Raw genomic sequence first — 24,242 nt, forward strand, 5'->3', positions numbered from 1 at the left:
GACGGCACGCCATGACCGCCCTGTTCCGGCACGCCGACGGCGTGCTGCCCAACACCGTCGCGCTGGGCGTGACGGTGCTCGGATGGCCGGCCGGCATCTGGATGCTCGGCCAGCCGCTGTGGCTGCTCAATGTGGCCGGCGTGCTGCTGGTCGCACTGGCGCTGACCTGGTCGGCCTATTTCATCCACGAGTTTGCCCACCAGGCCATCTTCAAGACGCCCCTGGCCAACGAGCGCTGGGGCAAGCTGATGAGCTGGATCAACGGCAGCGCCTACGCCAGCTTCGACGACCTGCGCCGCAAGCACATGCGGCACCACGTCGAACGGGCCGACGTCATCACCTTCGATCACCAGGCCTTCCTGCGCGCGCATCCGCTGGTGCGGCGCACGGTGCTGGCGCTGGAGTGGCTGCACATTCCGGCAGTGGAGTTCGTGATGCGCGGCTTCGTGATCGCCCTGCCTTTCATGGGCGAGCGCAAGAAGGCGGCGCGCGGCCGCGTGATCGGCGTGGCCATCGTGCGGCTGTCGGCCTGGGCGCTGCTGGGCTGGTGGTCGCTCAAGACACTCGCGCTGTACGCGCTGGCCTACCTGCTGTTCGTGCACCTGCTGCGGTTTGCCGACTGCTTCCAGCACACCTACGACGCCTACCCGATCCTGGACGAGACGCCGATCCCGCAGGACAAGGTGCGCGACCGGGTCTACGAGCAGGCCAACACCTACAGCGACGTGGTCGGGCTGGATGCCAAGTGGCTCAACCTGGTGTGGCTGAACTTCGGCTTCCACAACGCGCACCACGAACGGCCGGTGGCCCCCTGGCACCAGCTACCGGCGCTCCACCAGCAGCTCTATGCCGACAAGAGCCCGCAGGTCGTGACCGTGGGCGAGCTGCTGCGCGCCTACCACCGCCACCGTGTCACGCGCGTGCTCGCCAAGGACTACGGCGAGGTCTTGCCGCCCGGCACGCCGCACCGGGCCGACGGTTTCATCGGCGCCGTGGGTGTTTCGTTCCTGACTGCGGTATGACCATCCGCTACGGCCTCGAAGGCCGCACGGTGCTCCTCACCGGCGCGGCCGGTGGCATCGGGCAGGCGCTCGCGCGCGGCTTCGCGGCGCAGGGCGCGCGCCTGATGCTGCTGGACCGGGCGGCGGAGCCGCTGCAGCTGCTGGTGGACCAGCTTCGTGCGCAAGGCGCCGACGCGCACGCGGTGGTCTGCCAGCTGGGCGATGACGCCAGCGTCACCGCCGCCGCGACGCAGGTGGATGCGCTCTGGGGCCGGCTCGATGTGCTGGTGCACAACGCCGGCACCGAATACCCGACCCCCGTCGACGATCCGTCGGCCGACGCCAACTTGCGCTGGGCCGCTCTGCTGGACAACAACGTCAGCGGCATGTGGCGGCTCACGCGCGCGTTGCTGCCATACCTGCCGCGCGGCGCCAGCGTGATCCACCAGTCGTCGATCTGGGGCCGCATCGGCGTCGCGGGCTTCTCGGCCTACAGCGCGAGCAAACACGCCGTGGTCGGCCTCACGCGGTCGCTGGCGCTGGAGCTCGGGCCGCGCGGCATTCGCGTCAACGCGGTCTGCCCCGGCTGGGTGCGTACGGCAGCCGCGATGCGATCGCTCGCGGCCATGGCGCAGGAGCAGGGGAAGAGCGAGGCCGAGATAGAGCGCGAAATCCTCTCGCGCCAGGCCGTGCCGGTCATGCTCACGCCCGAGGACCTGGCCGACACTTTTCTCTTCCTGGCCAGCGACGGTTCGGCCGCGCTCACCGGCCAGTGCCTTTCGCCCAGCCACGGCGAGGTGATGCTGTGACGCCGATCCTTTCACTGCAGGGACGCACGGCCCTCGTCACCGGCGCCGCCACCGGCATCGGCCGAGCGACGGCGCTGATGTTCGCGCAGGCGGGTGCGCGCGTGGTGGTCAACCATTGGCAGCAGGCCGACGAAGCGCTGGCCCTGGTGTCCCAGATCCGCGCCGACGGCGGAGACGCGCAGGCGCACGAAGCCGATGTGAGCGACGCCGCCGCGGTGCGGGCCATGGCCGACGCCGTGGGCGCCGTGGAGGTGCTGGTCAACAACGCCGGCATCATCCAGGAGAAGGCCTTCCTGGAGACCACGGAGGCCGACTGGGACCGCATGCTGGGCGTGGACCTCAAGGCCGTGTTCCTGGTCTGCCGCGCGTTCATCCCCGGCATGCTCGACAAGGGGCAGGGCAGCATCGTCAACATCGCGTCCGACCTCGGCATCCTGGGCCGCGAGCGCTACGCGTCCTACTGCGCGGCCAAGGCAGGGGTGATCGGCCTGACCAAGTCGCTGGCGCGCGAGTTCGCGCCGCAGCAGATCCGCGTCAACGCGATCGCGCCCGGCCCGGTGGCCACCGCCATGGTCTCGCTCGAACACATGAGTGCCGAGTGGGTCGAGAAGGAACTCGCGATCCCGCAGCACCGGCTCGGTGCGCCGGAGGACATCGCTGCCACCGCCCTGTTTCTCGCCAGCGACCTCTCGGGCTTCTACACCGGACAGGTGCTGGGCCCGAACGGCGGTTCGGTCATGCCATGAATCTGTTGCCGGCCCGCCCCAGCGACCGCGTCGCCACCGGTGTGCTGCTGTTCTCGGCCTCGCTCTGGGGGCTGTCGTGGATGCCGCTCAAGGGCTTCATCGCGCAGGGGCTGTCGGGCCCGCTGATTGCGCTGTTCACCTATGGATCGGTGGGTGTCCTCGCGGTGTGGCTGCTCTGGCGCGACCGTGCGGCCTGGCGCGCGCAGTGGGTGCTGGTGCTGGCGCTCACGCTGGTGGGCGGCTGGGCCAACACTTCGTTCGTCAACGCACTGATGCTGGGCGACGTGGTGCGCGTGATGTTCCTGTTCTATCTCTCGCCTGTGTGGTCGGTGCTGGGCGGCAGATTGTTCCTCAAGGAGCGCATCCCGCCCACGCGCTGGGCGGCGGTGGGCGCGGCCATCGTCGGCCTGTGGCTGGTGCTTGGCGGGCCGGGCATGGGCGCTGGTGAAGCGCTGGCCTTCAGCTGGGTCGATGCGCTGTCGCTGTCTGCCGGCTTGGCCTTCGCGGCCAACAACGTGATCGCGCGCGCCGCCCACGCGGTGCCGCTGCGCACCAAGACCTTCTGCGTCTTCATCGGCTGCGGCCTGCTGTCGGCGCTGGCCAGCGGCCTGACGGGGCAGTCCCCGCCGGCGATGTCGGGCTGGGTGGTGCTGGCGCTGCTGGCCTACGGCTTTGGCTGGATGCTGCTGGCCACGGTGACCTGGCAGTACGGCGTGAGCCACCTGGAGAGCAGCCGCGCCGGCGTGATCCTGCTGGCCGAGCTGGTGGTGTCGGTGGGCACGGCGCTTGCGTTCGGTGGCGAGAGCCTGAGTCCCATGGGCTGGGCCGGCGGGGCGCTGATCGCCGTCGCCGCGCTGGCCGAGGCCATGGCCAGCCCCGCCGAAGAGACACCGTCCGCTTCCGTTCCTGTCACCGGAGTCCGCACGCCATGAGCACCGCACCACCCGTGTCCAGCACCGTCTGGATGAACCAGCTGTCCTGGGTCGATTACCAGCAGCGCATCCGCACCGACCACCCGCCCGTGATGCTGCCGGTGGGTGCGCTCGAACAGCACGGCCCGCACCTGCCGCTGGGCACCGACGGCCTGCTGTCCTGCTCGGTGGCGGCCGATGCGGCGGCGCTGGTGAGCGGCCTGGTCGCGCCCACGCTGAGCTACGGCTACAAGTCGCAGCCCAAGTGCGGCGGCGGGCAACACTTCTGCGGCACCACCAGCGTCGACGCCGCCACGCTGATCGGCCAGATCCGCGACGCGGTGCGCGAGTTCGCGCGCCACGGCGTGGACAAGCTGGTAGTCGTCAACGGCCACTACGAAAACCAGTGGTTCCTGATCGAAGGCATCGACCTCGGCCTGCGCGATGCGAAGGCCGCCGACCCGGCCTGCGCGCTGCAGGTGATGCGCCTGGAGTACTGGGACTTCATGACGCCGCAGACGCTGGGCGACGTGTTCCCCGACGGCTTTCCCGGCTTCGCGCTGGAGCACGCCGCCGTGCTGGAGACGTCCATGATGCTGCACTACCACCCCGCGCTGGTGCGCATGGACCTGCTGCCCGACGACGGCCCGGCCGACTTCCCGCCCTACGACATGTACCCGAGCCGCACCGACTGGGTGCCGCCCTCGGGCGTGCTGTCGTCGGCCAAAGGCTCGGATGCGGTCAAAGGCAAACTGCTGGCCGACGAAGTGGCGCGCCGCATGGCCGAGGCCATCACCACCGGTTTCACACGTCCTGCCCCATGAGCACGCTCCCTGTCTTCGACCCCGCGCTGACGGCGCTGATCGTCATCGACATGCAGCGCGACTTCTGCAGCCCCGGCGGTTACGCCCAGCAGGCCGGGCTGGACATCGCGCCCATGCAGGCCGTGGTGCCGCAGGTGCAGCGCCTGCTGGCCGCCGCGCGCGCCGCCGGCCTCATGGTGGTGCACACCCGCGAAGGCCACCTGCCCGACCTGTCCGACTGTCCGCCCGCCAAACTCGCGCGCAGCATCGCGGCCGGGGCGCCGATCGGCAGTGCCGGCCCGCTCGGGCGCCTGCTGGTGCGCGGCGAACAGGGCCACGATTTCGTGCCCGCGCTGCGGCCGCTGGCGAGCGAACACGTGATCGACAAGCCCGGCTACGGCGCGTTCCACAAGACCACGCTCGGCCCGGTGCTCGGCGCCTTCGGCATCCGCCAGCTCATCCTCTGCGGCGTCACGGCCGAAGTCTGTGTGCACTCCACGCTGCGTGAGGCGGTCGATCGCGGCTTCGTGTGCACCACCGTGGGCGACGCCACCGCCGCCAGCCAGGCCGAGCTGCACGCACCCGCGATGGCCATGATCGGTGTCGAAGGCGGCATCTTCGGCCGCGTCTGCAGCACCGACGAAGCCGTCGAAGCGCTGCGCCCGGCGCAGCTGGCGGCCGCATGACTGCAGTACCCGCGCGTTACCACGGCGTGTGGGCGCGCACCCTGCTGGAGACGCCCGAGGGGCGCGACACCACGACCTGGGTACGCTGGCTGCAGACTGGCCTCTGGCACGGTGACCTGCGCGTGCCCGCCGACGCCGACCGCCGCACACCGGAGGGACTCGCGCGGCAGCAGGGCTTCGCCGGCACCACGTGCATCACCCGGCCAGACCCTGCGCAACCCGAGGTCTGTACCTGGCAGCGATGCATCGATTTCCAGCCGCCGCGCAGCACGCCCGACGAAGGCCACATGGTGTTCGAGACGCCGGACCGCGTGATCGAGACCGGCATCCATGGCCACTACCTTGAAGTGTGGGAGCGCCTGCCCGGTTCGCTGGGGCGCCGCGTGGCGCTCGCGCGCCTGGACGCCGGTGGCCAGCCCACCGCCGAACGGCTGCTGGTCGCGGGCGACTACCTGATGCACCACCGTCCGCGCACGGCGAGCTGGCCCGCAGATCTCCAACCCGACGAAACCCTGGCGGACGTGTTGCAGCGCCACCCGGAACACGCCGACGCCCTGCTCGACGTCGATTTCGCCTTCGGTCGTTTCGAGCATGGAGAGTGGACGGTCGAGCGGGCAACCCGGCCCGCGCTCGAAGGGCAGACCGTGCCCTGCGCGCTGCACCGGCTCGACGCGGTGCGCGCCCGGGTGGACCGTGGGCTGCTCGCGGGTGAGTGGCAGGTGCTGGAGTGGAGCGACGAAGGCCGGCCGGTACCGACCTGACATTGGCCCCCAGGTTCACCAGCACGCGAGTGCCTCGCGCAGCGAGGCCTTCACGTCGTCGTTCGCAAAGCTCGCGTCGATCGAGGTGCGTGCCACCGCGCGCAACTCCGCGTCGGTCCAGCCGAACGTGTCGGCGCACATTGCGTACTCGTGCTCCAGGCAGGTGCCCAGCAGCGCCGGGTCGTCGGTGTTGACCGACACCGGCACACCGGCGCGCCGCAGCGGCTCGATGGGGTGTTCCGCCATCGACGGACACACGCCCAGGGCCAGGTTGGAGCTGGGGCAGATGCCCAGCGGGATCTGCCGGTCCGCCAGCAGTTGCACCACCGCAGCGTCTTCCACCGCGCGCACCCCGTGGTCGATCCGGTCGGCACCCAGCAGCTCGATGGCGTCGCGCACGCCCTCCGGCCCGCTGGACTCGCCCGCATGCACCGTGCGCCTGAGCCCCGCCGCGCCGGCGCGGCGGAAGGCCTCGGCAAAGCGGGGCCCGGTGCGCCCAGCGGCCGCTTCGTTGCCGTCGATCGACAGCGCGACCACGCGGGGGTGTTTCATTTGCAGCAGCCCGTCCACCAGTTCGGCCGCCGCGTCTGCCGACTGGGTGCGCAGCAGGCTCACGCACAGCCCCACCGGCGGCAGGCCGTCCTGCTCGGCGGCGCGAAAGCCTGCGTCCAGCGCATCCACCATGGCCGGCAGGCGCCCGTGCCAGTGGCTCCAGTGCGTGGGGTTGAAGATCAGGTCGGCATAGCCGGTGCCGCTGGCCGCCAGCCGCTGGCTGAACGCGTAGGCCGACTCGGCCAGCTCCTCGCGGGTGCGCACCAGGCCACAGGCCCAGTCCAGAAAGTGCAGGAAGTCGGCCAGGCCTTCAAACTGGAACAGGCGCTCACGCGGTCGCGGCAGCGGTTCCCCGAAACGGGTCGCCCACTGCTCCAGCATCGCTGCCTCGAAGCAACCTTCGAGGTGCACATGGACCTCGGCGCGGGGCAGGGTTCTCAGGCGGTCGGTGCTGGTGGTGTTGGTGTTCATGGACAAGTTCGGCGGGTGGGGTGCGGAAGCCGTCGGTGCACCCAGCACCTCCGCGTCGTCGCCGCACACCACCAGCAGAATGCCAGAACCGGGATCAGCGCGGGGCTTGTTCTTCGTGGTCCGGGTCGTGGGTGGTGAAGCCGGCCGAAGCGTCTCCTTCGGCGCGGCCGTCGGTGACCACCAGTCTTGCTTCGTGCCGGCCCGGCTTGGGAGCGTTGATCCAGACCTCGCGGCCGCGTCCGACGACCTTGCCGTCCAGCAGCCACTCGAAGTGCTCGCTGTCGATGCGCTCACCGCTGGAGCTCTGGGCGCTGCCCCACAAGCGCATCGGTGCACCGGCCTCGACGCGGGCGCCCGCGACCGGGCTCATGACCGCCACGCTGGGCGCGCGCACCGCCAGTTCCACCGCGTCCGATTCGCGCGTCGTGGTGTCGAAGCCGTCGTGCGCGAGCACGCGGAAGATCAGCTTGCCGCTGGGCAAGGCATCGGGAGAGAGCTGCACCTTGCCGCCCTCGATGCCCACGGCCGCACCGTTCCACGAGCGGCCACCGTCCTTGCTGAACTGCACCGAGCAGCTCACCGGCGCTCCGTCCGCACCCTCGCCTTCGACCTTCCAGGCCAGCGTCACGCCGCGCGCGCTGGCCTTCACCGCGATGTCGCCCAGCTTCAGCGGGCGCCGCGACGCCTTGCGCTCCCAGGCGACGGTGAGCGGACGGCGCAGCTTGCCGTCGGCATCGTCCAGCGCACCGACGTGCACGATGCGCAAGGCTTCGCCGCGCCCGACGTTGGGGACCATGGCCTGGAAGCCGAACACCGCGGGTTCGCCGTCGCCGCACCCGCCGCCACAGCCGCAACCGCCTTCACCGTGTGCATCGGCCGGGATGCGCATGACCGGCGCGCTGGCGAGCACCTCTCCGTTGGCCCCGAGCAGCTCGGCCACCATCTTTGTGGGCACGCCGGTGGCGATGGTCGACTGGGCATCGACGCGCATCACGTGCTGCATCGTGATCGAGGCGTCGCGCTCGAAGGTGCCGATCAGGGTGATGACGGGGCGCATGCGCAGCTCCTCGATGCGGTTCTTCCAGATGTCCCACGGCTCGGGTGCCGGGTCGGGAATGTATTCCCACGGCCAGAGCCAGGGGTCGACCAGCTCCGGAATGCGGATGCGCGGGTACACGGAGGTGGGCGCGAAGATCGCATTGTTGGTCAGGCGCTGGTGGGTGTAGATCGAGGTCCAGCGCGGGCTGCAGTAGGACATGAAGTCCTTCTGGGCGGGCGGGTGGATGCTGCCGTCGTTGATGTCCAGGCCGTACTCGCCGATCGATGCGGTGGGCGTGGCGGCCGGGTCGTAGGGTTCGTAGGCCGGGTAGTTGGGGTTGCCGGGCGTGCCGCAGGGCGCGTGGGGCAGGCCGGCGAAGTGGCCGAGCTCGTGCGCCATGGTCACGCCGTTGCCGATCCCGCCCGAGGTGACGCCGTTGCTGGCGCAGCCGATCACCGGCCCCATCGGCACGCCGTTGGGCAGCAGGCCGTAGTAGACGACGTCGGTGCGGTTGCCGTCGTTGGCCTTGGCGGCCGCGAGCTGTCCGTTGAGCGTGAACCAGCCGGGTGAGCAGCCGCCGGGCGCGGTCGCCGCGCCGGTGAGCGGCACCGTGAGCGTCACGGTGCCGGCGCTGGAGAACACGCCATCGGCCTGCACCGGAAACACCGTGTGGGACCAGGCGGCGGTGGTCTGCAGGTCGCCGACCGTCGGCGCGGCGATGTTGAGGTTGCCGTTGCCCGCCGCGTTGCTGCCGTTGTAGGCCACCATCAGGCCGCGCACGCGCAGGGTCTGCAGCAGCGAGACGTCGGCCTCCAAGGTTTCGCTGTCCACGATGGCCGACGTGGCGTCGTTGCTGCGCCAGATGTTCGCCTTGAACGACATGTGGCCCGCCATGTCTTCGGCGGGCACGATGAAGTTGAGCGTGGCCGTGATGTTGCCGCGTTCGGCCGCGTAGTCGGGCAGCGTCTGTGCGGTCACCGTCCCTGGGGTCTGCGGCGTCAGCGTGCCGACATCGACCCACACCGGCAGCCACCGCTTGTTGCGCATGGCGCGGATTTCCAGGTTGCCGCTCAGGTTGACCGCGCCGCCCCAGCCGGCGCGCACATACACCCGCACCCAGGCGGTCTTGTAGGCCACCAACTGCAGCGAGTTGTCCGGTCCGCGGTCGGCAGGATCCGTCAGGTGGCGGGAAGCGCGGAAGTACTGGATGCCCTGTGTCACCTCGATGCCGAGGATGTGCGGCCCGATCAGGTACTTCTCGTGCAGTTTCAAGGCCGTCAGGTCCGACAGCGAGGCTTTGTCGAGGACGCTGGAAATGTCGATGCCCATGGTGCTCTCCTGAAAGCGGCTGGATGCCGCGGAGAGGCCATGCTAGGAACGCCGGCACCGGCGCACATCAACAAAGCAAGGGACCCGGTCCTCCATGCAATGGAGGCGCGGCCAGGGCGCGCGTCAGTGCCCGAGCAGGAAGTTGTGCGACGGGTCGTTGCCGCCGCCGAGCGCGGCGGACTGGTCGTCGTGGTCGTCCTTCAGACCCACGCCGCTGATCTGCCCGGTGCGCGCCGCCCCCAGCAGGTGCACCAGCTTGGCGGCCGCTGCCTCGATCGCCAGACCCGCGGGGCGCACGTTGGAGATGCAGTTGCGGTTCGCGTCGGTCAGACCCGCTTGTGGCGCCCAGGTCAGGTACAGGCCCATGCTGTCGGGCGAGCTCAGGCCCGGCCGTTCACCGATCAGCACCACCACGCAGCGGGCCTTCAGCCCCGCACCGGTTTCGTCGCCCACCGCCACGCGCGCCTGCTCGACGATGGCGACCGGGCCGATGGTCCAGGAGTTGGCGTCGGCCTGCAGCCGCGCCAGCGTGGACGCGATCAGGGGCACGGCGTTCTGGTGGATCGCGAGCGCCGACAGGCCGTCGCCGACCACGAAGGCAAGGTCCACGGGCGTGGCGTCGCGCTGCTGCAGCGTGTTGCGCGACGCTTCGTCGAGCCGGCGCCCGAGGTCGGGTCGCTGCAGGTAGGTCGCGCGGTCGGCCGCCGCGCTGTGCAGCTGGATCGCCTCCAGGCCCAGCGCCTGCACACCCGCCGCCACACCGTGTGCGTCGAAGGGCAGGTGCACGGCGTCGCGCGCCAGCGCGTGCGCCAGCTGGAAAGCGAGATGCGGCGCGGTGGGCTGGCTGTGGCCGGCGCGGCCGAGCGCGATGCGGGCGTCGGTGAAGCGGCGCAGCGTGCCCCAGCCGGCGGGCGTGACGTGCGGCACTTCGTCGGGGTGGATCAGCGGTCGGGCGTTGTCGTTCATGCCGACTCCAGCCGCGCCAGCACCGGTGCAAAGGCCTCGGGCAGTGCGCGCGCCAGGCGCGAGCCTTCACCCGGTTCGAACACACCCATTTTCTGCAGCCAGGCCTCGAACTCGGGCGAGGCGCGCAGGCCCAGCAGGTCGCGCAGCACCATCGCGTCGTGGAATGACGTGCTCTGGTAGTTCAGCATGATGTCGTCCGAGCCCGGGATGCCCATGATGAAGCTGCAACCCGCCGCGCCCAGCAGGGTCATCAGCGCGTCCATGTCGTCGCTGTCGGCCTCCGCGTGGTTGGTGTAGCAGATGTCGCAGCCCATGGGCACGCCCAGCAGCTTGCCGCAGAAGTGGTCTTCGAGGCCGGCGCGGATGATCTGCTTGCCGTCGAACAGATACTCCGGCCCGATGAAGCCGACCACCGTGTTCACCAGCAGCGGCTTGAAGTGCCGCGCCACCGCGTAGGCCCGGGCCTCGATGGTCTGCTGGTCGCAGCCGTGGTTGGCGCCGGCCGAGAGCGCGCTGCCCTGGCCGGTCTCGAAATACATCACGTTGTCGCCGCGCGTCCCGTCCTCAAACACCGATCCGCGCTGGAGCGACAAGGCCGCTTCGCGCGCTTCACCGAGCACCGCGAGGTCGATGCCGAAGCTCTTGTTCGTGCCCTCGGTGCCGCCGATGGACTGGAACACCAGATCGACCGGCGCGCCGCGCTCGATCGCCTGGATGGTGTTGGTCACGTGGGTCAGCACGCAGCTCTGAGTGGGAATGCCGTAGCGGCTGATGACGCCGTCAAGCATCTGCAGCAGGCGCACCACCTGCGGCACGTTGTCGGTCGCGGGGTTGATGCCGATCACCGCGTCGCCGCTGCCGTGCAGCAGGCCGTCGAGCAGGCTGGCGGCGATGCCCGAGGCGGCGTCGGTCGGGTGGTTGGGCTGCAGGCGTGTCGCCATGCGGCCCTGAAGGCCGATGGTGCCGCGAAAGCGCGTGACCACGCGGCACTTGCGCGCGATCAGCGCCAGGTCCTGCAGCCGGCAGATCTTGGAGACCGCGGCCACCATCTCGGGCGTGAGCCCGGGAGCGAGTGCGGCCAGTGACTCACTGGTCGCAGCGTCGGAGAGCAGCCAGTTGCGGAAGTCGCCGACCGTGAGGTGCGCGACCGGCGCGAAGGCCGCGGCGTCGTGCGTGTCCACGATCAGGCGCGTCACCGCGTCGCTTTCGTAGGGCACCACCGCTTCGCTGAGAAAGGTGCGCAGTGGCAGGTCGGCCAGCGCCATCTGCGCCGCCATGCGCTCGGCCGCGCTGTCCGCGGCGACCCCCGCCAGCCGGTCGCCCGAGCGCAGCGGCGTGGCGCGCGCCATCAGGTCGCGCAGGTCGACGAAGGTGTGGCGCTGGGCGTTGACAGTGTGGCTGTAGGTCATGGTCCCCGGGATCAGACGGCGGTGAAGCCATTGTCCACAAACAGGTGCGTGCCGTTCACAAAACTGGCTTCGTCGCTGACCAGGAACAGCGCGGCGGCGGCGACCTCCTCCGGCTCGCAGATGCGCCCCTGCGCCACCGCCAGCGCCGCCTCCGACACGTCCACGCCCAGCTTCTGCAGCGCGTCCACCTCGCGCAGGCCATGTGGCGTGCGAATGAAGCCCGGGCAGACCGCGTTGCAGCGGATGCCGCGGTCGCGGTACTCGACCGCGATGGCGCGCGCGAACATGTGGCAGGCGCCCTTGGTGGTGTCGTACAGCACCTCCATCGGCGTGCCCGCCACGGCCGAGATCGACGAGGTGCAGACGATGGCGCCCTTGCCGCGCGCCAGCATGCCCGGCAGCACCGCGCGCGTGACGAGGTACATGCTCTTCACGTTCACCGCCATCAGCCGGTCCCACTCTTCCTCGGTGGTCTCCAGGAAGGGTTTGACCACAATGCTTCCCGCGTGGTTGAAGAGCACGTCAATGCGGCCGTAGTGCTGGAGCACCTGGCCCACCGCCGCGTCCACCAACGCGGCCTGCGACACGTCGGCCACCACGGCCAGCGCATCGCCGCCCGCGTTGCGGATCGCCTGCGCCGTGGCCTCGGCCGCTTCGGCGTTGATGTCGAGCACCGCGACGCAGGCGCCTTCGGCCGCGAACAGCGTCGAGGCGGCGCCGCCGACGCCGGTGGCGCCGCCCGAGACCAGCGCCACCTTGCCCTTCAGGCGTTCTCCCATCGCGTTCTCCCTGTGTCGTGGCCGGGCCGCTCAGGCGGCCGTGTCGAGGGCCTTTTCAGCGGCAGCAATCTGCGCCTGGCGCTTGCTCACTTCGTCGCCCACCGGCGGGCCCTTGAAGCGGCGGCGCTCGAAACCGAACCACACCACGGCGGTCAGCGCCAGGAAGGCCAGCGTGATCTTGAGCGCGGCGTCATTGGGCGGCTGCACGCCCAGGTAGAAGATCAGCGCCACCGACAGGGCCACCAGCACGGCGACCACGCGGTAGACCGGGCCCATGTCCCACGGACCCATCTTGGTCCAGCGGCCGCCGTAGGCAAAGAGGCCGGCCACGATGGGCATGCCGTACGACAGGAACAGGAAGATCACCGTGACCGACACGATGGTGGTGTAGGCCGGGGTGTAGAGGGTGAACAGCACCGAGATGATGGCGGCCGTCCAGATCGCGGCCACCGGGGTGCGGAAGCCCGGGTGCACGCGCTTGAGCGCCGAAGAGGCCGGCAGGCCGCCGTCGCGTGCGAAGGCAAAGATCATGCGCGAGGCCGAGGTCACCGTGGCCAGGCCGCAGATGAACTGGCTGATGAAGATGCCGATGTACAGCGTCTGCTTCAGGCCGCCGGGCAGCACCGCGTCCAGCGTGGTGAAGAACACGCCCCAGCCGCTGGCGGCGGCCTTGTCCATGTCGGGAATCGCCAGCACGAAGGCCACCAGCATCAGGTAGCCGAACAGGGCCGACCACAGCACCGAGCTGATGATGCCCTTGGGCACGGCGCTGGCGGCGTTCTGCGTCTCTTCGGCGGTGTGGGCCGAGGCGTCGAAGCCGGTGATGGTGTAGATCGGCAGCAGCAGGCCCAGGCCGAACAGCAACAGCATGCTGTCGGTCTGCGGCCACACGTCGCCGCCCACCGGGCCGCTGTAGTTCTTGAAGGTCCACAGGCGCGAGAAGTCCCAGCTCGGGGCATACGCCAGCAGCGCGACGGTGAGCACCACCGCCACGAGGAAGATCAGGTAGCCCGACAGGTCGGTCAGCTTGGCCGTGGCCTTGATGCCGACGTGGTTGACGATGGCCTGCACCGCGGTGATGCCGATCACGAAGGCCGCCTGCAGACCGAAGCTGCCTTCCAGTCCCAGCGTGCTGCCGAAGGCGCCGAGGAAGAAGTTGTAGGTGCCAACGTTGATGGCGCCCAGCACGGTCACCAGGCCCAGCAGGTTGAGCCAGGCGGTGAGCCAGCCGTAGCCGCGGCCGCCGAGGATCGAGCCCCAGTGGTAGAGGCCGCCGGCGGTCGGGTAGGCCGAGCCGATCTGCGCCATGCCCAGCGCGAACACGAAGCTCACCGCGCAGCCGAGCAGCCAGCCGATGCCGATGGCGGCGCCGCCGACGCCGCTGATGCCCTGGCCCAGCGAGTTGATGCCGCCCGAAAGGATGCAGATGATGGAGAACGAGATCGCGAAATTCTGGAAGCCCTTCATGTTGCGGGCCAGCTCCTGGGCATAGCCCATGCTGTGGAGCACTTTCAAATCGTCGTCGTGGTGCGCGTGGGTTTCACTGGACACAGGCTTCTCCTGGGAGTTGAATACGGGCGCATTCGAGCACCCTTGCCGATCGCCCGCTATCCCGTTTCGGCAAGCACCCTTTGTGGCACAGCGATTGCTAATACCGCCCATGGTCCCTGCCATGCCCCCCATTCCGGTGCAGCGCGTTCCGCTGCACGAGGCGGCGCTCGGCCGTGCGTCGGTCGCGCGCTTTGGCGACATCGACGAGCAGGCCGCGGCGCTGCAAGGATGGAACCAGCGCTACCTGCAACTCTCGCGCGGCCGCTTCGACGGCACCGTGCAGCGGATGCAGCTCGACGGCGTGGGCCTCTTCATCGAAGACCTGCACCAGTCGGTGCACCAGACCGGCTGGGTGCGCGACGACGTGTTCGCCATCGGCGTGCCGCTCGCGCTGCAGGGCGACGCGCGCTTCTGCGGCAGCGCCGCCAGCGGCGAGACCCTGCATGTGTTCTCCGGCCGCGACGGCTTCGAGTTCCTCTCGCCGCAGCGCCACGTCATGATCGGCATCGAGATGGACCGCCCGCTGTTCGAGGCACACGTCGCACCCGCCGCCGGTGAACAAGCCCGCGCCGACCGCGCAGGGCTGCACCACGCCGACCCCGCCGTACTCGGCGAACTGCGCCGCTTTCTCGTCGACCTGTTCCAGAGCGCCGGCCCGATCGTCGAAGACCGCGGCAGCCACGGCCACGCGCCGCTGCGCAAGCAGGTGCGCACCCAGCTGCTCGACCGCATCGCACTGGCGATGGCACCGCGCGACGCGCTGACGGCCGAGGGTCATGCCCGTGCCACCTCCGGGCAGAGCGCCCTCGTGGTGCGCGCCACCGAATATGTCGCCCACCGGCTCGGCGATCCGCCTTCCGTCGGCGAGATGTGCGAGGCGCTGGGCGTGAGCCGGCGCACGCTGCAGAGCGCTTTCCAGATCACCTGGGGCATGGGGCCGCTGGCCTGGCTGACCACCATGCGGCTGAACGCCGTGCGCCGCCGCCTCAAGAGCGCCGGCTCGGTCACCGAAGCCGCGACCGAGTTCGGCTTCTGGCACTTCGGCCACTTCTCGGGCGACTACCAGGCACTGTTTGGCGAATGCCCCTCGCACACGCTGCGGCGGCACCGCCAGGTCGATCGCACGATGCACGCCTGATCCGGGCTTGCCCGGGCTGTGCAAACCGCGCCGCAGGGGCACACTGTTTCCACGTCCCACGACCAGGAAACCACCATGCAGCAACTGCTGAGCGGGCAACGCATCCTCATCACCCAGGCCGACGCCTTCATGGGCCCGGCGCTCTGCGAAGTGTTTGCCGAGCAGGGCGCCACCGTCATCGCCAGCACCACCGACCTGACCGCGCCCGGCGCCGCCGCACAGATCGTGCGCGAGGCCGGGCACATCGATGCGCTGGTCGCCAACCTCGCGCTTGAAGCGCCGTCGACCCCGGCGGTGCAGGTCGATGAAGAAGAGTGGCAGCGCGTGTTCGAGGTGCTGGTCGATCCGCTGCCGCGGCTGCTGCAGGCAGCGGCGCCCGACATGATTGCGCGCCGGTCCGGCAAGTTTCTCGTGATGGGCAGCGCCTCGGCCCTGCGCGGCATGAAGCGCGCGTCCACCTACAGCGCGGCGCGCGGCGCGCAGCTCGCCTGGGTTCAAGCCGTGGGCGTCGAACTGGCGCCGCAGAACATGCAGATCAATGCCATCGCGCAGAACTTCGTCGACAACCCGACTTACTTCCCTCCCGAGGTGCAGGCCAACCCGCGCTTTCAGGAACGGCTCGCGCGCGAAGTGCCGCTGGGCCGGCTGGTGCGCGCGCGCGAAGATGCGCTGTTCGCCGCCTACCTCTGCAGCCCCGCGGCCGACTGCTTCGTGGGCCAGGTGTTCCCGGTCAGTGGCGGCTGGGCGGCGCGCTGAAACCGATGGCCCCATTGCCCACCGTCACCCGCGACTGGTTCGAGTTCAAATACCTCGGCGACGGCATCACGCTGGTCACCGAGCCGCACGTCATTCCGCTGCTGCGCTGCAACATCTGGCACATCCGCGGCCGCGAGACCGACTTGGTGGTCGACACCGGCCTGGGCGTGAGCAGCCTCTACCAGGCCTCGCGCCACCTGTTCGGCCAGCGCGTCGCCGCGCTCGCCACCCATGTGCATCTCGACCACGTCGGCGGCCACCACGAGTTCGCCGAGTGCTGGTGCCACCGCCTCGAAGCGCCCGGCCTGCGCCGCGCCGACCCGGACTACACACTCGCCGGCTTCGACCTGAGCAAGGTCGAGATCGACGTGCCCGGCTACGAGACCGGCGGCCCTGCGCTCACCGCCCTGCCGGCGCCCGACTACGACCTCTCGGCCTGGCAGATCCGGCAGGCCACGGTCACGCGCGAGCTGGAAGACGGCGACACCATCGACCTGGGCAACCGCCACTTCGAGGTGCTGCACCTGCCCGGGCACTCTCCCGGCAGCATCGGCCTCTGGGAAGCGAAGACGCGCACGCTGTTTTCCGGCGACGCGATCTACGACGGCCCGCTGCTCGACAACCTGCACCACTCCGACCGCGCGGCCTACGCGCGCACCATGGAGCGGCTGCTGTCGCTGCCCGTCGACGTCGTGCACGCCGGCCACGACCCGAGCTTCGGGCGCGATCGGCTGCGCGAGCTGGTGCGCGCCTATCTGGATGCGCAGGCAGCTTCGGGCCGCGCAGCCTGAGCCGCCGTCAGAGATACGCCTGCCGCTGCAATCGAAGGGCATCGCGGTCGATGCTGGCGCGCAGCAGATCGCGGTCGGCCGCGCTCACGCCCATCTGCTCGAAGTGCCCTGCCCACCCGTCCACCACCCGCGCCACCTGCCGGATCAGCTCGATGGCGCGAGCCCGCTTCAGACCGAACTCGCTGAGCTCCGACAGCGCGTTGTCCAGGTTGGACACCGAGCCTTCGCGGCCCACCGCCATCGCCTGATAGCCCAGGTTCTGCAGCGAGGGCACCACGTCGTAGGCCGGGGTCAGCTCGTGGTAGCCGTCGAACGCCAGCCGCACGCTGTGGTTGCGCTCGTGGTCGTCGGTGTTGTCCATCAGGATGTTGAACACCATGCGCCGGAACAGTTCTTCGCGCATGGCGGCCTGGCGGTCCGGGTGCGCCAGCCGCAGCAGCACCGTGGCGAGCGCGCCGTAGCTCTCCGGCAGGCGCGCGGCGCGCAGCAGCGTCTTTGCCGACAGGCAGTGCAGGCGGTAGGCGCCCAGGCGGTCAAACCGCTCGATGGTCAGCCCGTGCCGCGCCTTACCGTGGCGCGACGGCAGCGGCAGCACGCCGGTGGTCGCGACCTGCATGCCCGCCACCGCGGCCAGAGTCATGGTCGCGTGCTCCACCAGCGGCGTGTCCACCACGTCGTCCAGTTCGCTGAACTTCACCACGCAAGAGCCGGCATCGGTCTGCAGCAGGGCCTTGGGGCGCGCGCCGCCCAGGGTCACGCCGGGCTGGATCAGGCGCTGCACCTCTGCCGTGATCGGCGCCTGGGTCTGCACGTCTTCGACGGCCGCGCTGAGCCGGGCGAGGTCGCCGAGCACCGGGTAAGGCCCCAGGCGGCGCGGGAGATAGCGCTCGGCCGACACCGAGACCCCGAGCGCGCCGAATCGGTCGTCGCCCGCGAACAGCAGCATCTCCAGCACCGACAGCCGAGCTGGCCGCTCGATCTGACGGATGATGCGTTCGCCCCAGCGGTCCGGCCGTGCGTCGTCGATCGCGCCGGGCGCGCTGCCCTTCTCGTTCGCAGAAAACACCTGGCCCGGCACCAGCGGCAGGTCCTCGCTCAGCGGGAAGTTCCACCACGCGGCGTCGTAGGCAAAGGTCGCGCAGTCGGGCACCAGCGGCGAAAGCTGCAGCTCGCCCACGAGGGTCGGTGCCGCCGGGTTGACCAGGGCCCAGACGTAGAGGGTGTCCTGGGGAACATAGCTGGCCGCGGTGATGGATGCCGCCGTCATGCCGGCTTCTTTTCCGTTGCCGCGAGCAGCGACGCCAGCCCTGACGCGGTCGGATGACCCGCGCCCGCCACCGTTGGCCGGGCTGGCGAGGCCGCCGCGGCCTTGCGGGGCCGCAGTTTCTGGCGCACCTGGGCGACCTCCCGCTCCAGCGCCGCGTGGTCGTTCTCCGGGGCGATCAGGTCCGCCAGACCCAGCGACGGGTTGATCAGCCACAGGCACATCACATACGACGCCATCGCCACCGACGGGTCGCCGCGCTCGATGCGGGCCATGGTCGGCTGCGACACCCCCAGCTTGCGCGCCCATTGCGCCTGCGTCTCGCCGCGCCGCTTGCGGGCGACCACGATGTGCTGCGCCAGCCGCTCGATTTCCTGGCGCACGGCCTGCGGGTAGTCGCTGGGGCTGATGTTCTGCCTTGGCATTTATAGAGTTTCTATGACGCTTAAAAAACAAAAATCTATGGATATTCTGTGCCAATCGACACCCTTGGTCAACACAGACTGTGGCGGAGCGGCCCGGATCGGGTTGACAAGCATATTCATAGATAGTTGATAAACGCACGTTCACCAACATCTATGTTTGTGATGTGTCTGGCGGCACGCCCTGTGCTAGTCCCCCCGCATGGACCCCGCCGCCCCGACCGCTCCCGCCCCCACCGCCCATTCCTGGTTCGACGACACCCACGCGCTGGTCGCCGGCTCGCTCTTCGTCGCGCTGGGCATGACCATGTTCGGCCACGCCGGGCTGCTCACCGGCGGCGTGGCGGGCGTCGCCTTTCTCGCCAGCTACGCCAGCGGTTTGCCCTTCGGCCTGTTCTTCTTCCTGCTGAGCCTGCCGTTCTTCGTGCTCTCGTGGTACCGGCTCGGCCCGGCCTTCACCTTCAAGAGCTTCGGCGCCGTCGCGCTCGTGTCGCTCTGCACCACGCTGGCGCCCAAGGTGGTGCGCTTCGAGCTGCTCAACCCCTGGGTCGCGTCGGTGCTCGGCGGTTTCCTGATCGGCTTCGGCCTGCTCGCCCTGCTGCGCCACCAGGCCAGTGTGGGCGGCGTCAACATCCTCGCGCAGTGGCTGCAGCAGTCCCGGGGCTTCAGCGCCGGCAAGGTGCAGATGTCGGTCGATCTCGTCGTCGTCCTCGCGGCACTGTGGGTGCTGCCGCCGCTGCAGGTCGCGCAGTCCGTCGTGGGCGCCATCGCCATCGGCGCCATCCTCGCGCTCAACCACCGGCCGGGGCGCTACCTCGGGGTCTGAGCGCTGGCGGCCGGGCGGGGATACCTGCTAGCCTGCGCCATGCCTTCCACACCCAAACTCCTGCTGGAATCCGGGGCCGGCGTCCTGACCCTGACGCTGAATCGCCCCGACAAACTCAACGCCATCGACAATCAGATGGCCGAAGCCCTGCTCGACGCACTCGACACCGCAGCCGCCGATCCCGAGGTGCGTGCCATCCGCCTGCGCGGCAACGGCCGCGCCTTCTGCGCCGGCCGCGACGTCGGCGCCGCGCCCACCGACAAAGACCTCGAACTGGTGCAAGCCGTCTCGCGCGCCATCGTTGCGCACCGCTGCCCGGTCATCGCCGCCGTGCACGGCTGGACCGTCGGCGCCGGCTTCGAGTGGATGATGAACGCCGACATCGTCTATGCCGCCGCCGACACCAAGTTCAAGCTGCCCGAGGCCTCGCTCGGCGTCTTCGTCACGGGTGGTCTGGTGACCACGCTTCCCTCGGCCATCGGGCCGATGCGCGCCAAGGCGCTGACGCTGCTGGGCGAGCCGTTCGACGCGGCGCAGGCGCTGGCCTGGGGGCTGGTCTACCGCTGCGTGCCGGCGGACGAGCTGGATGCGGTGTCCCTCGCCGCGGCCCGGCGCGTGGCGGACCTCCAGCCCGAGGTGGCCTCGCAGTTCAAGCGGGTGCTGAACCTGATCGGGCTGGACCAGTTCGATCGCGCCGTCGACGAGGAAACGAGGGTGCAGCGCCTGCTGGGCCGTGACGGCGCGGGCGTGTGACCAGGGCCTGACGGCCTGGCCGGCCCGGCACTCAGGTCGCCGGGGGACGCTGCTTCTTCGCGAGCCGGTCCCAGTCTTTCAGGGTCTGCAGCAGACGGTTCTTCGCGTCGGTGTGGCTCTGGCCAAAGGTCTCGGCCAGCCGGCGGCGCAGCGCCTCGTCCGGCGGCGGTGCGCCCAGCGCCTTGAGCCGGTCGATCACCAGCATCACCACCTGAAAGCTGCCCGTACCGACCGCCATCGTCAACGGCGTCTGCCCGTCGGCCGCCGCGTCCAGCACGTCCGCGCCGTGCTCGATCATGTGCTTGACCACCCCCGCCTTGCCGCCCGCACAGGCCCAGTGCAGCGGCACCAGCCCGCCCTTCAGCCGCGCGTTGAAGTCGGCGCCGGGCGCGAGATGCTCCGCGGCCAGGGGCCAGCCGGAGGCTTTGATCATTTGCTGGAGTTGCCAGGGGGTCATAGATTAATGGAGCTCTCTTTTGGGCGGGATGGCTCCCCAATTCCAGAGGTTGAAAGCTGTGGGACATCCGAAGTGTAGTTTGCTGCTGCGTTTCATAGAAGCAGCCCTCATGTCTTAGGTATTTTAATTAACAATTCTCTCAAGAATAGTGGATGGACTTTTTGATCAGCATGTAGTAAAAATGGCCATCTAACCCTAATTGGAGAGGTGTAATGAACAGCAAGGTGGCTTTGTTTCTTATCTTGGCCTTTGGAGTTTTAGGTGGCTATGTGCTCCTCGAACACGGCGGAAAGTTCAAACTGGGAAATGTTGTAGAGATTGAGTCTAATAAGGGAAGGGCCGATTCGGCGACAAACCCTGCCCCAGGAGCATCGTCCGGTGTTACACAGAATGCAACAGTCCAGGGCGATGGAACTGCAGCGAACTCGAACAATGGTGCATCGGTGTCTATTGGACGATGAGCATGCTTTTTAGGGTCGTCGTTACCTTTTTGATGCTTCTTTTTTGCCGCACTGTACTTGCTCAGTCTGAGCAGAAAGCCTCAGTTGAAGGTGCCGGCATTGCGATTAATGCGAACAATGGTGCCCGGGTCTACTTGGATGCATCCAAAAAGATCTATAACTTATCAAGCAGGGAGGATCAAAGGAGAATTCTTAAACTCGAAGAAGAGAAGAGCGCATTTCTTGCAGAGATTTCCCGTTTATCGTTTGGTAGTGAAGAAAAGATCATTCGACGCTCCCGCCAGGAGTTTGTGGAATCGCTACCCGCGGAGATTCGAGAAAAGTATCTGGCAGGTAACTCGAGTGCTGCTTCTGAATATCTTGAAAAGTCAATTCAGGAGCTGGTAAAGAGATCGGAGAAACTGAATCAAGCAATTTCGAAGGCGGAATTCGAACTTGCTTTAACGATCGCTGATTCAAATCCCACGAAAGCAATGGGGCATTTGGATTCGTCACTCAAGCTTGACCCTCAGAATTTGCCGGCCTCTGCATTGGCTGTTCACCTGTTGACAAGTATGGGACGTATTGAGGATGTCATCGAGCTTGTCAAGAATCTGCATGATCGCAATTGGCTTGCTGCCGCAAGTAAAGATTCGGCAGAAGAGGTAGATAGTCTGGTAACTGCTTCGTTTGTATATGCAATTGGTGCGCTCATAAAATCAGGGCGACGCGACTTGGCAGTTGAAACTATTAATCGGGGTCTTGAGTTCTCTGCTTTTGCAAAAGCAAGAGGATATTCGGAGTATTCGAATCTGGAGCAGATACTTAAGCTTCAATTGAATATGATGACTGAGAATGGTCGTGGTAAATACCTGTATGACTATGAGTCGCTTAAACGCTCGATGTCAACAGTCGACTATGCTTTTGATGATTGTAAGAACTGTTATCTCTTTATTAGCACTGTTGCTGGGTACAATTTGGCGCTTGTTCCGATGGCTTATTTGGTGGGCGACACAAATACTGCAAAGACAGCATTTGATCGTGCTCAGCAAATCATCATTCGAAAAGACCTCCCCAGTACTGTCTGGTTTAACTTGAGGCAGTTGCAATTGGTCAGCATTGCTCGGAGCAATGCTATTAATGGGGATGAGGCTGCCCAGAGGGAATATCTTTCTAAAGCTGTGGCTCACCTGAGATCCGGACTTGATTCTGGTGTGTTCTCGACCGAGAAGAACATCGATATCGCTGGACTGGAGCTAGAAAGTTTGTCTAGCTTGCAGATTGAACGGGGGGGTGCTGACGCAAGGGCAAAACTTGTTGGAACATCGCTGGCGGTCTCCACTGCCATTGAGCGCACGAAAGGATATGAGTTTGATCACGTGGATTTACTCATTTCTTTGGCTCGGGAGTATTCCCGGTTCGGACATGAAAAAGAGTCCGAAGTTTTCTTTCGTAGGGCAGAAGAAACAATGGCCCAGCTTAACTCAGAATCTGGGTCTACAAAATACTTTGAGTCTCTTGGGCACCTCTTGTCAGAGAAGGGTTATAGACAGCTAAGGGCTGGGGACTATGTAAATGCAAATGAAACTGCGGTTAAGTGGAGTGCGGCTGTTGGCAAACTTTCCGCAATGGGGGTTTATGTTGATGCTTCTGAACCTCTCGAGCTAAATGCTAGGGCGACTTTCTATTTGGGTGGATGTGAGAAATCTGAGCCGATTGTTTTAAGTGCATTGAGAACGGTCGAATCACAAATTGCGCAGGGAAATGACGGGCTGGTCCCTGTACTTAGAAAAAAGAGACTTCTAAAGCTTGTGTTGCAATGTTCTGCTTATGATCGTTCTGCTTGGGAAAGGTATTTGGAGCACTTTTCATACTCAGATTTGATATTTGAGATGCGCCCTTGGAGCCCAGAGAACGTTGATGACATTATTTATTCAATTACTGGTCTGATTGTTAGCGACTTAGTTGTTCGTCAGGGCGGTGGACTGCTTTACTATTCTGATTTGCTACGCAGTAGGATGATGCGCTGCGCTGGGTACAAGGCGACAGTGGAGAAGTGTTCTGCATACGGAGCGATGGCTTTAGCATTTCTAGGAAATAGTAGAATAAAGGAGGATCCGTTGCTTGTTGAGACTAGCTTGAAAGAATTTCAAGCTATTGAAAAACGCGGAAGAATGAATCGAACCTCCAGAGAACTCTATTTGTCGGCCCTAACTCTTTACGCGGGAGCGTTGGATTGGAGTCGAGATAGAAAAAAATATATCGAGCTGCAACGCGAGGTGCTGCGAATTTATGATTTGGTGCCGGATAGCGAACGAACCGATATGATGAAGCAATGGGCGGAGAACTTGCGGAAATGGGCGAATTCCGGACCAACCTCAAAATTTGATGAAAGTTCTTGGTGGTTCTTGGGCACAGTAACTTTCTTCAAGTAGGCCTCTGGGAACGCTCTCAAAAGAGGCAGCTCGGTGTCCTGGCACCAAACCTGCTTTAACCCAAGCACAGAGAGGCGAGTGCACCAAAACCGTGACTCGCAGCCTTGAATGACCGCTAGGGTTCCGGGCGCTGCACACATATATATGTCGTCCGCAGCGCCGCCTGGTCCGAGAGCGGTCGGCCACGATCGTGTGGCTCCACGGAGGGACAAAAGCCCGGGAGAAGCTGGTACGCGCTGCGGCGTGTGCGCGAGCCTCTCTGGCCGTCGTCCCCCCGGAACAGGAGCCCGCGCATGTCCACGTCGCCCCCTTCGCTGCCGCTGGTGATTCCGCCACCGCCGCGCCGTCCGCTGTCGTCGCTCTGGACGGTGCGTGCGCCGATCAACCGCCGCGCCTACTGGGTGCTCGCGCTCACCGGCCTGATCGCGCCGCTGCTGGGCTGGGCGATGCTGGCGGCCTGGGGCGGGCTGGACCCGACCTTCCTTCCGGCGCCCGCGTCGGTGCTGTCCAAGACCTGGATCTGGCTGACCGAGAACGACCTGATGCGCGACATGGGCATCAGCATCTACCGCGTGGTGGCGGGCTTCGTGCTGTCGGCGGTGTTTGCGCTGCCGCTGGGCCTGCTGATCGGTTCCTACCGCTCGGTGCAGGCGCTGCTGGAGCCGCTGACCGACTTCATCCGCTACATGCCGGCAGTGGCCTTCATTCCGCTGGTGATGCTGTGGATCGGCATCGACGAGGGTTCCAAGATCGCGATCATCTTCATCGGCACCTTCTTCCAGATGGTGCTGATGGTGGCCGAGGACGTGCGGCGCGTGCCGGCCGCGCAGGTCGAGGCCGCGCAGACCATGGGCGCCAACCGCGCCGAGCTGATCGAGAAAGTCATCCTGCCCAGCGCCAAGCCGGCGCTGCTGGACACGCTGCGCATCACCATGGGCTGGGCCTGGACCTACCTGGTGGTGGCCGAGCTGGTGGCGGCGAACTCGGGCCTGGGCTACGCCATCCTGCGCGCGCAGCGCTTCCTGCAGACCGACACCATCTTCGCCGGGATCATCGTCATCGGCCTGATCGGCCTGGCGACCGACCAGGCCTTCCGCTGGCTGCACCGCCGCGCCTTTCCGTGGCTCTACCTGAAAGGCTGACCGCC

24 protein-coding genes and 1 riboswitch are annotated in these 24,242 nt (G+C 67.0%); of the genes, 15 read left to right on the forward strand and 9 right to left on the reverse strand.

From position 1 onward, the window contains the following. Window positions 1–11 precede the first annotated feature (11 nt). From ACLIJ1_RS17945 to ACLIJ1_RS17975, 7 genes are read left to right on the forward strand one after another with little or no spacing between them, the layout of a single operon-like run. Window positions 12–1,022 carry a fatty acid desaturase family protein gene (locus ACLIJ1_RS17945; RefSeq protein WP_411366904.1) on the forward strand — a complete coding sequence of 337 codons (1,011 nt, stop codon included), beginning with the start codon at window positions 12–14 and terminating at the stop codon, window positions 1,020–1,022. Beyond that, window positions 1,019–1,810: an SDR family NAD(P)-dependent oxidoreductase gene (locus tag ACLIJ1_RS17950; protein WP_411366905.1), complete on the forward strand. Its 792-nt coding sequence runs from the start codon at window positions 1,019–1,021 to the stop codon at window positions 1,808–1,810. Before ACLIJ1_RS17945 ends, ACLIJ1_RS17950 begins: the two co-directional genes overlap by 4 nt. After that, on the forward strand, window positions 1,807–2,556 hold the full coding sequence (locus ACLIJ1_RS17955) for an SDR family NAD(P)-dependent oxidoreductase (RefSeq protein WP_411366906.1): 750 nt from the start codon (window positions 1,807–1,809) through the stop codon (window positions 2,554–2,556). Before ACLIJ1_RS17950 ends, ACLIJ1_RS17955 begins: the two co-directional genes overlap by 4 nt. Next, window positions 2,553–3,488: a DMT family transporter gene (locus ACLIJ1_RS17960; RefSeq protein ID WP_411366907.1), complete on the forward strand. Its 936-nt coding sequence runs from the start codon at window positions 2,553–2,555 to the stop codon at window positions 3,486–3,488. Before ACLIJ1_RS17955 ends, ACLIJ1_RS17960 begins: the two co-directional genes overlap by 4 nt. Then, a complete protein-coding gene (locus ACLIJ1_RS17965; RefSeq protein ID WP_411366908.1) occupies window positions 3,485–4,291 on the forward strand; it encodes a creatininase in 807 nt (268 codons plus the stop codon). Before ACLIJ1_RS17960 ends, ACLIJ1_RS17965 begins: the two co-directional genes overlap by 4 nt. Beyond that, entirely contained in the window at window positions 4,288–4,956 is a 669-nt protein-coding gene (locus tag ACLIJ1_RS17970; protein ID WP_411366909.1) for a cysteine hydrolase family protein, read from the forward strand. Before ACLIJ1_RS17965 ends, ACLIJ1_RS17970 begins: the two co-directional genes overlap by 4 nt. Then, window positions 4,953–5,717: a hypothetical protein gene (locus tag ACLIJ1_RS17975; protein ID WP_411366910.1), complete on the forward strand. Its 765-nt coding sequence runs from the start codon at window positions 4,953–4,955 to the stop codon at window positions 5,715–5,717. Before ACLIJ1_RS17970 ends, ACLIJ1_RS17975 begins: the two co-directional genes overlap by 4 nt. A 15-nt stretch (window positions 5,718–5,732) precedes the next feature. On the opposite strand, the gene add is transcribed toward ACLIJ1_RS17975, so the two are convergent. The 6 genes from add to ACLIJ1_RS18005 all read right to left on the reverse strand — a co-directional run bounded on the left by add (window position 5,733) and on the right by ACLIJ1_RS18005 (window position 13,813). Then, complete coding sequence (gene add, locus ACLIJ1_RS17980) at window positions 5,733–6,740, reverse strand: adenosine deaminase (RefSeq protein WP_411366911.1); 1,008 nt, start codon at window positions 6,738–6,740, stop codon at window positions 5,733–5,735. Between the two features lie 94 nt (window positions 6,741–6,834). Further along, window positions 6,835–9,108, reverse strand: a complete 2,274-nt coding sequence (locus ACLIJ1_RS17985) for a hypothetical protein (protein ID WP_411366912.1) — start codon at window positions 9,106–9,108, stop codon at window positions 6,835–6,837. A gap of 123 nt (window positions 9,109–9,231) precedes the next feature. Next, complete coding sequence (gene eutC, locus ACLIJ1_RS17990) at window positions 9,232–10,074, reverse strand: ethanolamine ammonia-lyase subunit EutC (protein WP_411366913.1); 843 nt, start codon at window positions 10,072–10,074, stop codon at window positions 9,232–9,234. Next, window positions 10,071–11,483 carry an ethanolamine ammonia-lyase subunit EutB gene (locus tag ACLIJ1_RS17995; protein WP_411366914.1) on the reverse strand — a complete coding sequence of 471 codons (1,413 nt, stop codon included), beginning with the start codon at window positions 11,481–11,483 and terminating at the stop codon, window positions 10,071–10,073. Before ACLIJ1_RS17995 ends, eutC begins: the two co-directional genes overlap by 4 nt. Window positions 11,484–11,494: 11 nt before the next feature. Then, entirely contained in the window at window positions 11,495–12,262 is a 768-nt protein-coding gene (locus ACLIJ1_RS18000) for an SDR family NAD(P)-dependent oxidoreductase (RefSeq protein ID WP_411366915.1), read from the reverse strand. Window positions 12,263–12,292: 30 nt separating this feature from the next. After that, window positions 12,293–13,813 carry an amino acid permease gene (locus ACLIJ1_RS18005; protein WP_411366916.1) on the reverse strand — a complete coding sequence of 507 codons (1,521 nt, stop codon included), beginning with the start codon at window positions 13,811–13,813 and terminating at the stop codon, window positions 12,293–12,295. A gap of 121 nt (window positions 13,814–13,934) precedes the next feature. Between ACLIJ1_RS18005 and ACLIJ1_RS18010 the strand changes: the two genes are divergently transcribed. From ACLIJ1_RS18010 to ACLIJ1_RS18020, 3 genes are all read left to right on the forward strand, one after another. Beyond that, window positions 13,935–14,951, forward strand: coding sequence for a helix-turn-helix domain-containing protein (locus ACLIJ1_RS18010; protein ID WP_411366917.1), 1,017 nt, complete (start codon window positions 13,935–13,937; stop codon window positions 14,949–14,951). Window positions 14,952–15,026: 75 nt separating this feature from the next. Continuing rightward, window positions 15,027–15,707, forward strand: a complete 681-nt coding sequence (locus ACLIJ1_RS18015; protein WP_411366918.1) for an SDR family oxidoreductase — start codon at window positions 15,027–15,029, stop codon at window positions 15,705–15,707. Window positions 15,708–15,712: 5 nt separating this feature from the next. After that, window positions 15,713–16,498 carry an MBL fold metallo-hydrolase gene (locus ACLIJ1_RS18020; RefSeq protein ID WP_411366919.1) on the forward strand — a complete coding sequence of 262 codons (786 nt, stop codon included), beginning with the start codon at window positions 15,713–15,715 and terminating at the stop codon, window positions 16,496–16,498. Window positions 16,499–16,505: 7 nt separating this feature from the next. Here the strand turns inward: ACLIJ1_RS18020 and ACLIJ1_RS18025 are convergent, their stop codons facing one another. Then, a complete protein-coding gene (locus tag ACLIJ1_RS18025) occupies window positions 16,506–17,765 on the reverse strand; it encodes a type II toxin-antitoxin system HipA family toxin (RefSeq protein ID WP_411366920.1) in 1,260 nt (419 codons plus the stop codon). Next, window positions 17,762–18,187: a helix-turn-helix transcriptional regulator gene (locus tag ACLIJ1_RS18030; RefSeq protein ID WP_411366921.1), complete on the reverse strand. Its 426-nt coding sequence runs from the start codon at window positions 18,185–18,187 to the stop codon at window positions 17,762–17,764. Before ACLIJ1_RS18030 ends, ACLIJ1_RS18025 begins: the two co-directional genes overlap by 4 nt. A 199-nt stretch (window positions 18,188–18,386) precedes the next feature. Between ACLIJ1_RS18030 and ACLIJ1_RS18035 the strand changes: the two genes are divergently transcribed. After that, window positions 18,387–19,010 carry a YitT family protein gene (locus ACLIJ1_RS18035; protein WP_411366922.1) on the forward strand — a complete coding sequence of 208 codons (624 nt, stop codon included), beginning with the start codon at window positions 18,387–18,389 and terminating at the stop codon, window positions 19,008–19,010. A gap of 39 nt (window positions 19,011–19,049) precedes the next feature. Continuing rightward, entirely contained in the window at window positions 19,050–19,763 is a 714-nt protein-coding gene (locus tag ACLIJ1_RS18040) for an enoyl-CoA hydratase/isomerase family protein (RefSeq protein ID WP_411366923.1), read from the forward strand. Between the two features lie 31 nt (window positions 19,764–19,794). Here ACLIJ1_RS18040 and ACLIJ1_RS18045 read toward each other — a convergent pair whose 3' ends face one another. After that, window positions 19,795–20,196 (reverse strand): ankyrin repeat domain-containing protein, encoded by a 402-nt coding sequence (locus tag ACLIJ1_RS18045; RefSeq protein ID WP_411366924.1) that lies wholly within the window; start codon window positions 20,194–20,196, stop codon window positions 19,795–19,797. A gap of 236 nt (window positions 20,197–20,432) precedes the next feature. Between ACLIJ1_RS18045 and ACLIJ1_RS18050 the strand changes: the two genes are divergently transcribed. The 3 genes from ACLIJ1_RS18050 (at window position 20,433) to ACLIJ1_RS18060 (ending at window position 24,237) form a co-directional block, all read left to right on the forward strand. Then, window positions 20,433–20,681 carry a hypothetical protein gene (locus ACLIJ1_RS18050; RefSeq protein ID WP_411366925.1) on the forward strand — a complete coding sequence of 83 codons (249 nt, stop codon included), beginning with the start codon at window positions 20,433–20,435 and terminating at the stop codon, window positions 20,679–20,681. Then, window positions 20,678–23,095: a hypothetical protein gene (locus tag ACLIJ1_RS18055; RefSeq protein WP_411366926.1), complete on the forward strand. Its 2,418-nt coding sequence runs from the start codon at window positions 20,678–20,680 to the stop codon at window positions 23,093–23,095. The genes ACLIJ1_RS18050 and ACLIJ1_RS18055 overlap by 4 nt, the downstream gene beginning before the upstream one ends. Window positions 23,096–23,199: 104 nt before the next feature. Beyond that, window positions 23,200–23,320, forward strand: a riboswitch (guanidine-I (ykkC/yxkD leader). Window positions 23,321–23,388: 68 nt separating this feature from the next. Next, a complete protein-coding gene (locus ACLIJ1_RS18060; protein WP_411366927.1) occupies window positions 23,389–24,237 on the forward strand; it encodes an ABC transporter permease in 849 nt (282 codons plus the stop codon). The last annotated feature ends 5 nt before the right edge of the window (window positions 24,238–24,242 follow it).

Origin of the sequence: Hydrogenophaga sp. RWCD_12, assembly GCF_046604225.1 — a bacterium.
GTDB lineage: Bacteria > Pseudomonadota > Gammaproteobacteria > Burkholderiales > Burkholderiaceae_C > Hydrogenophaga.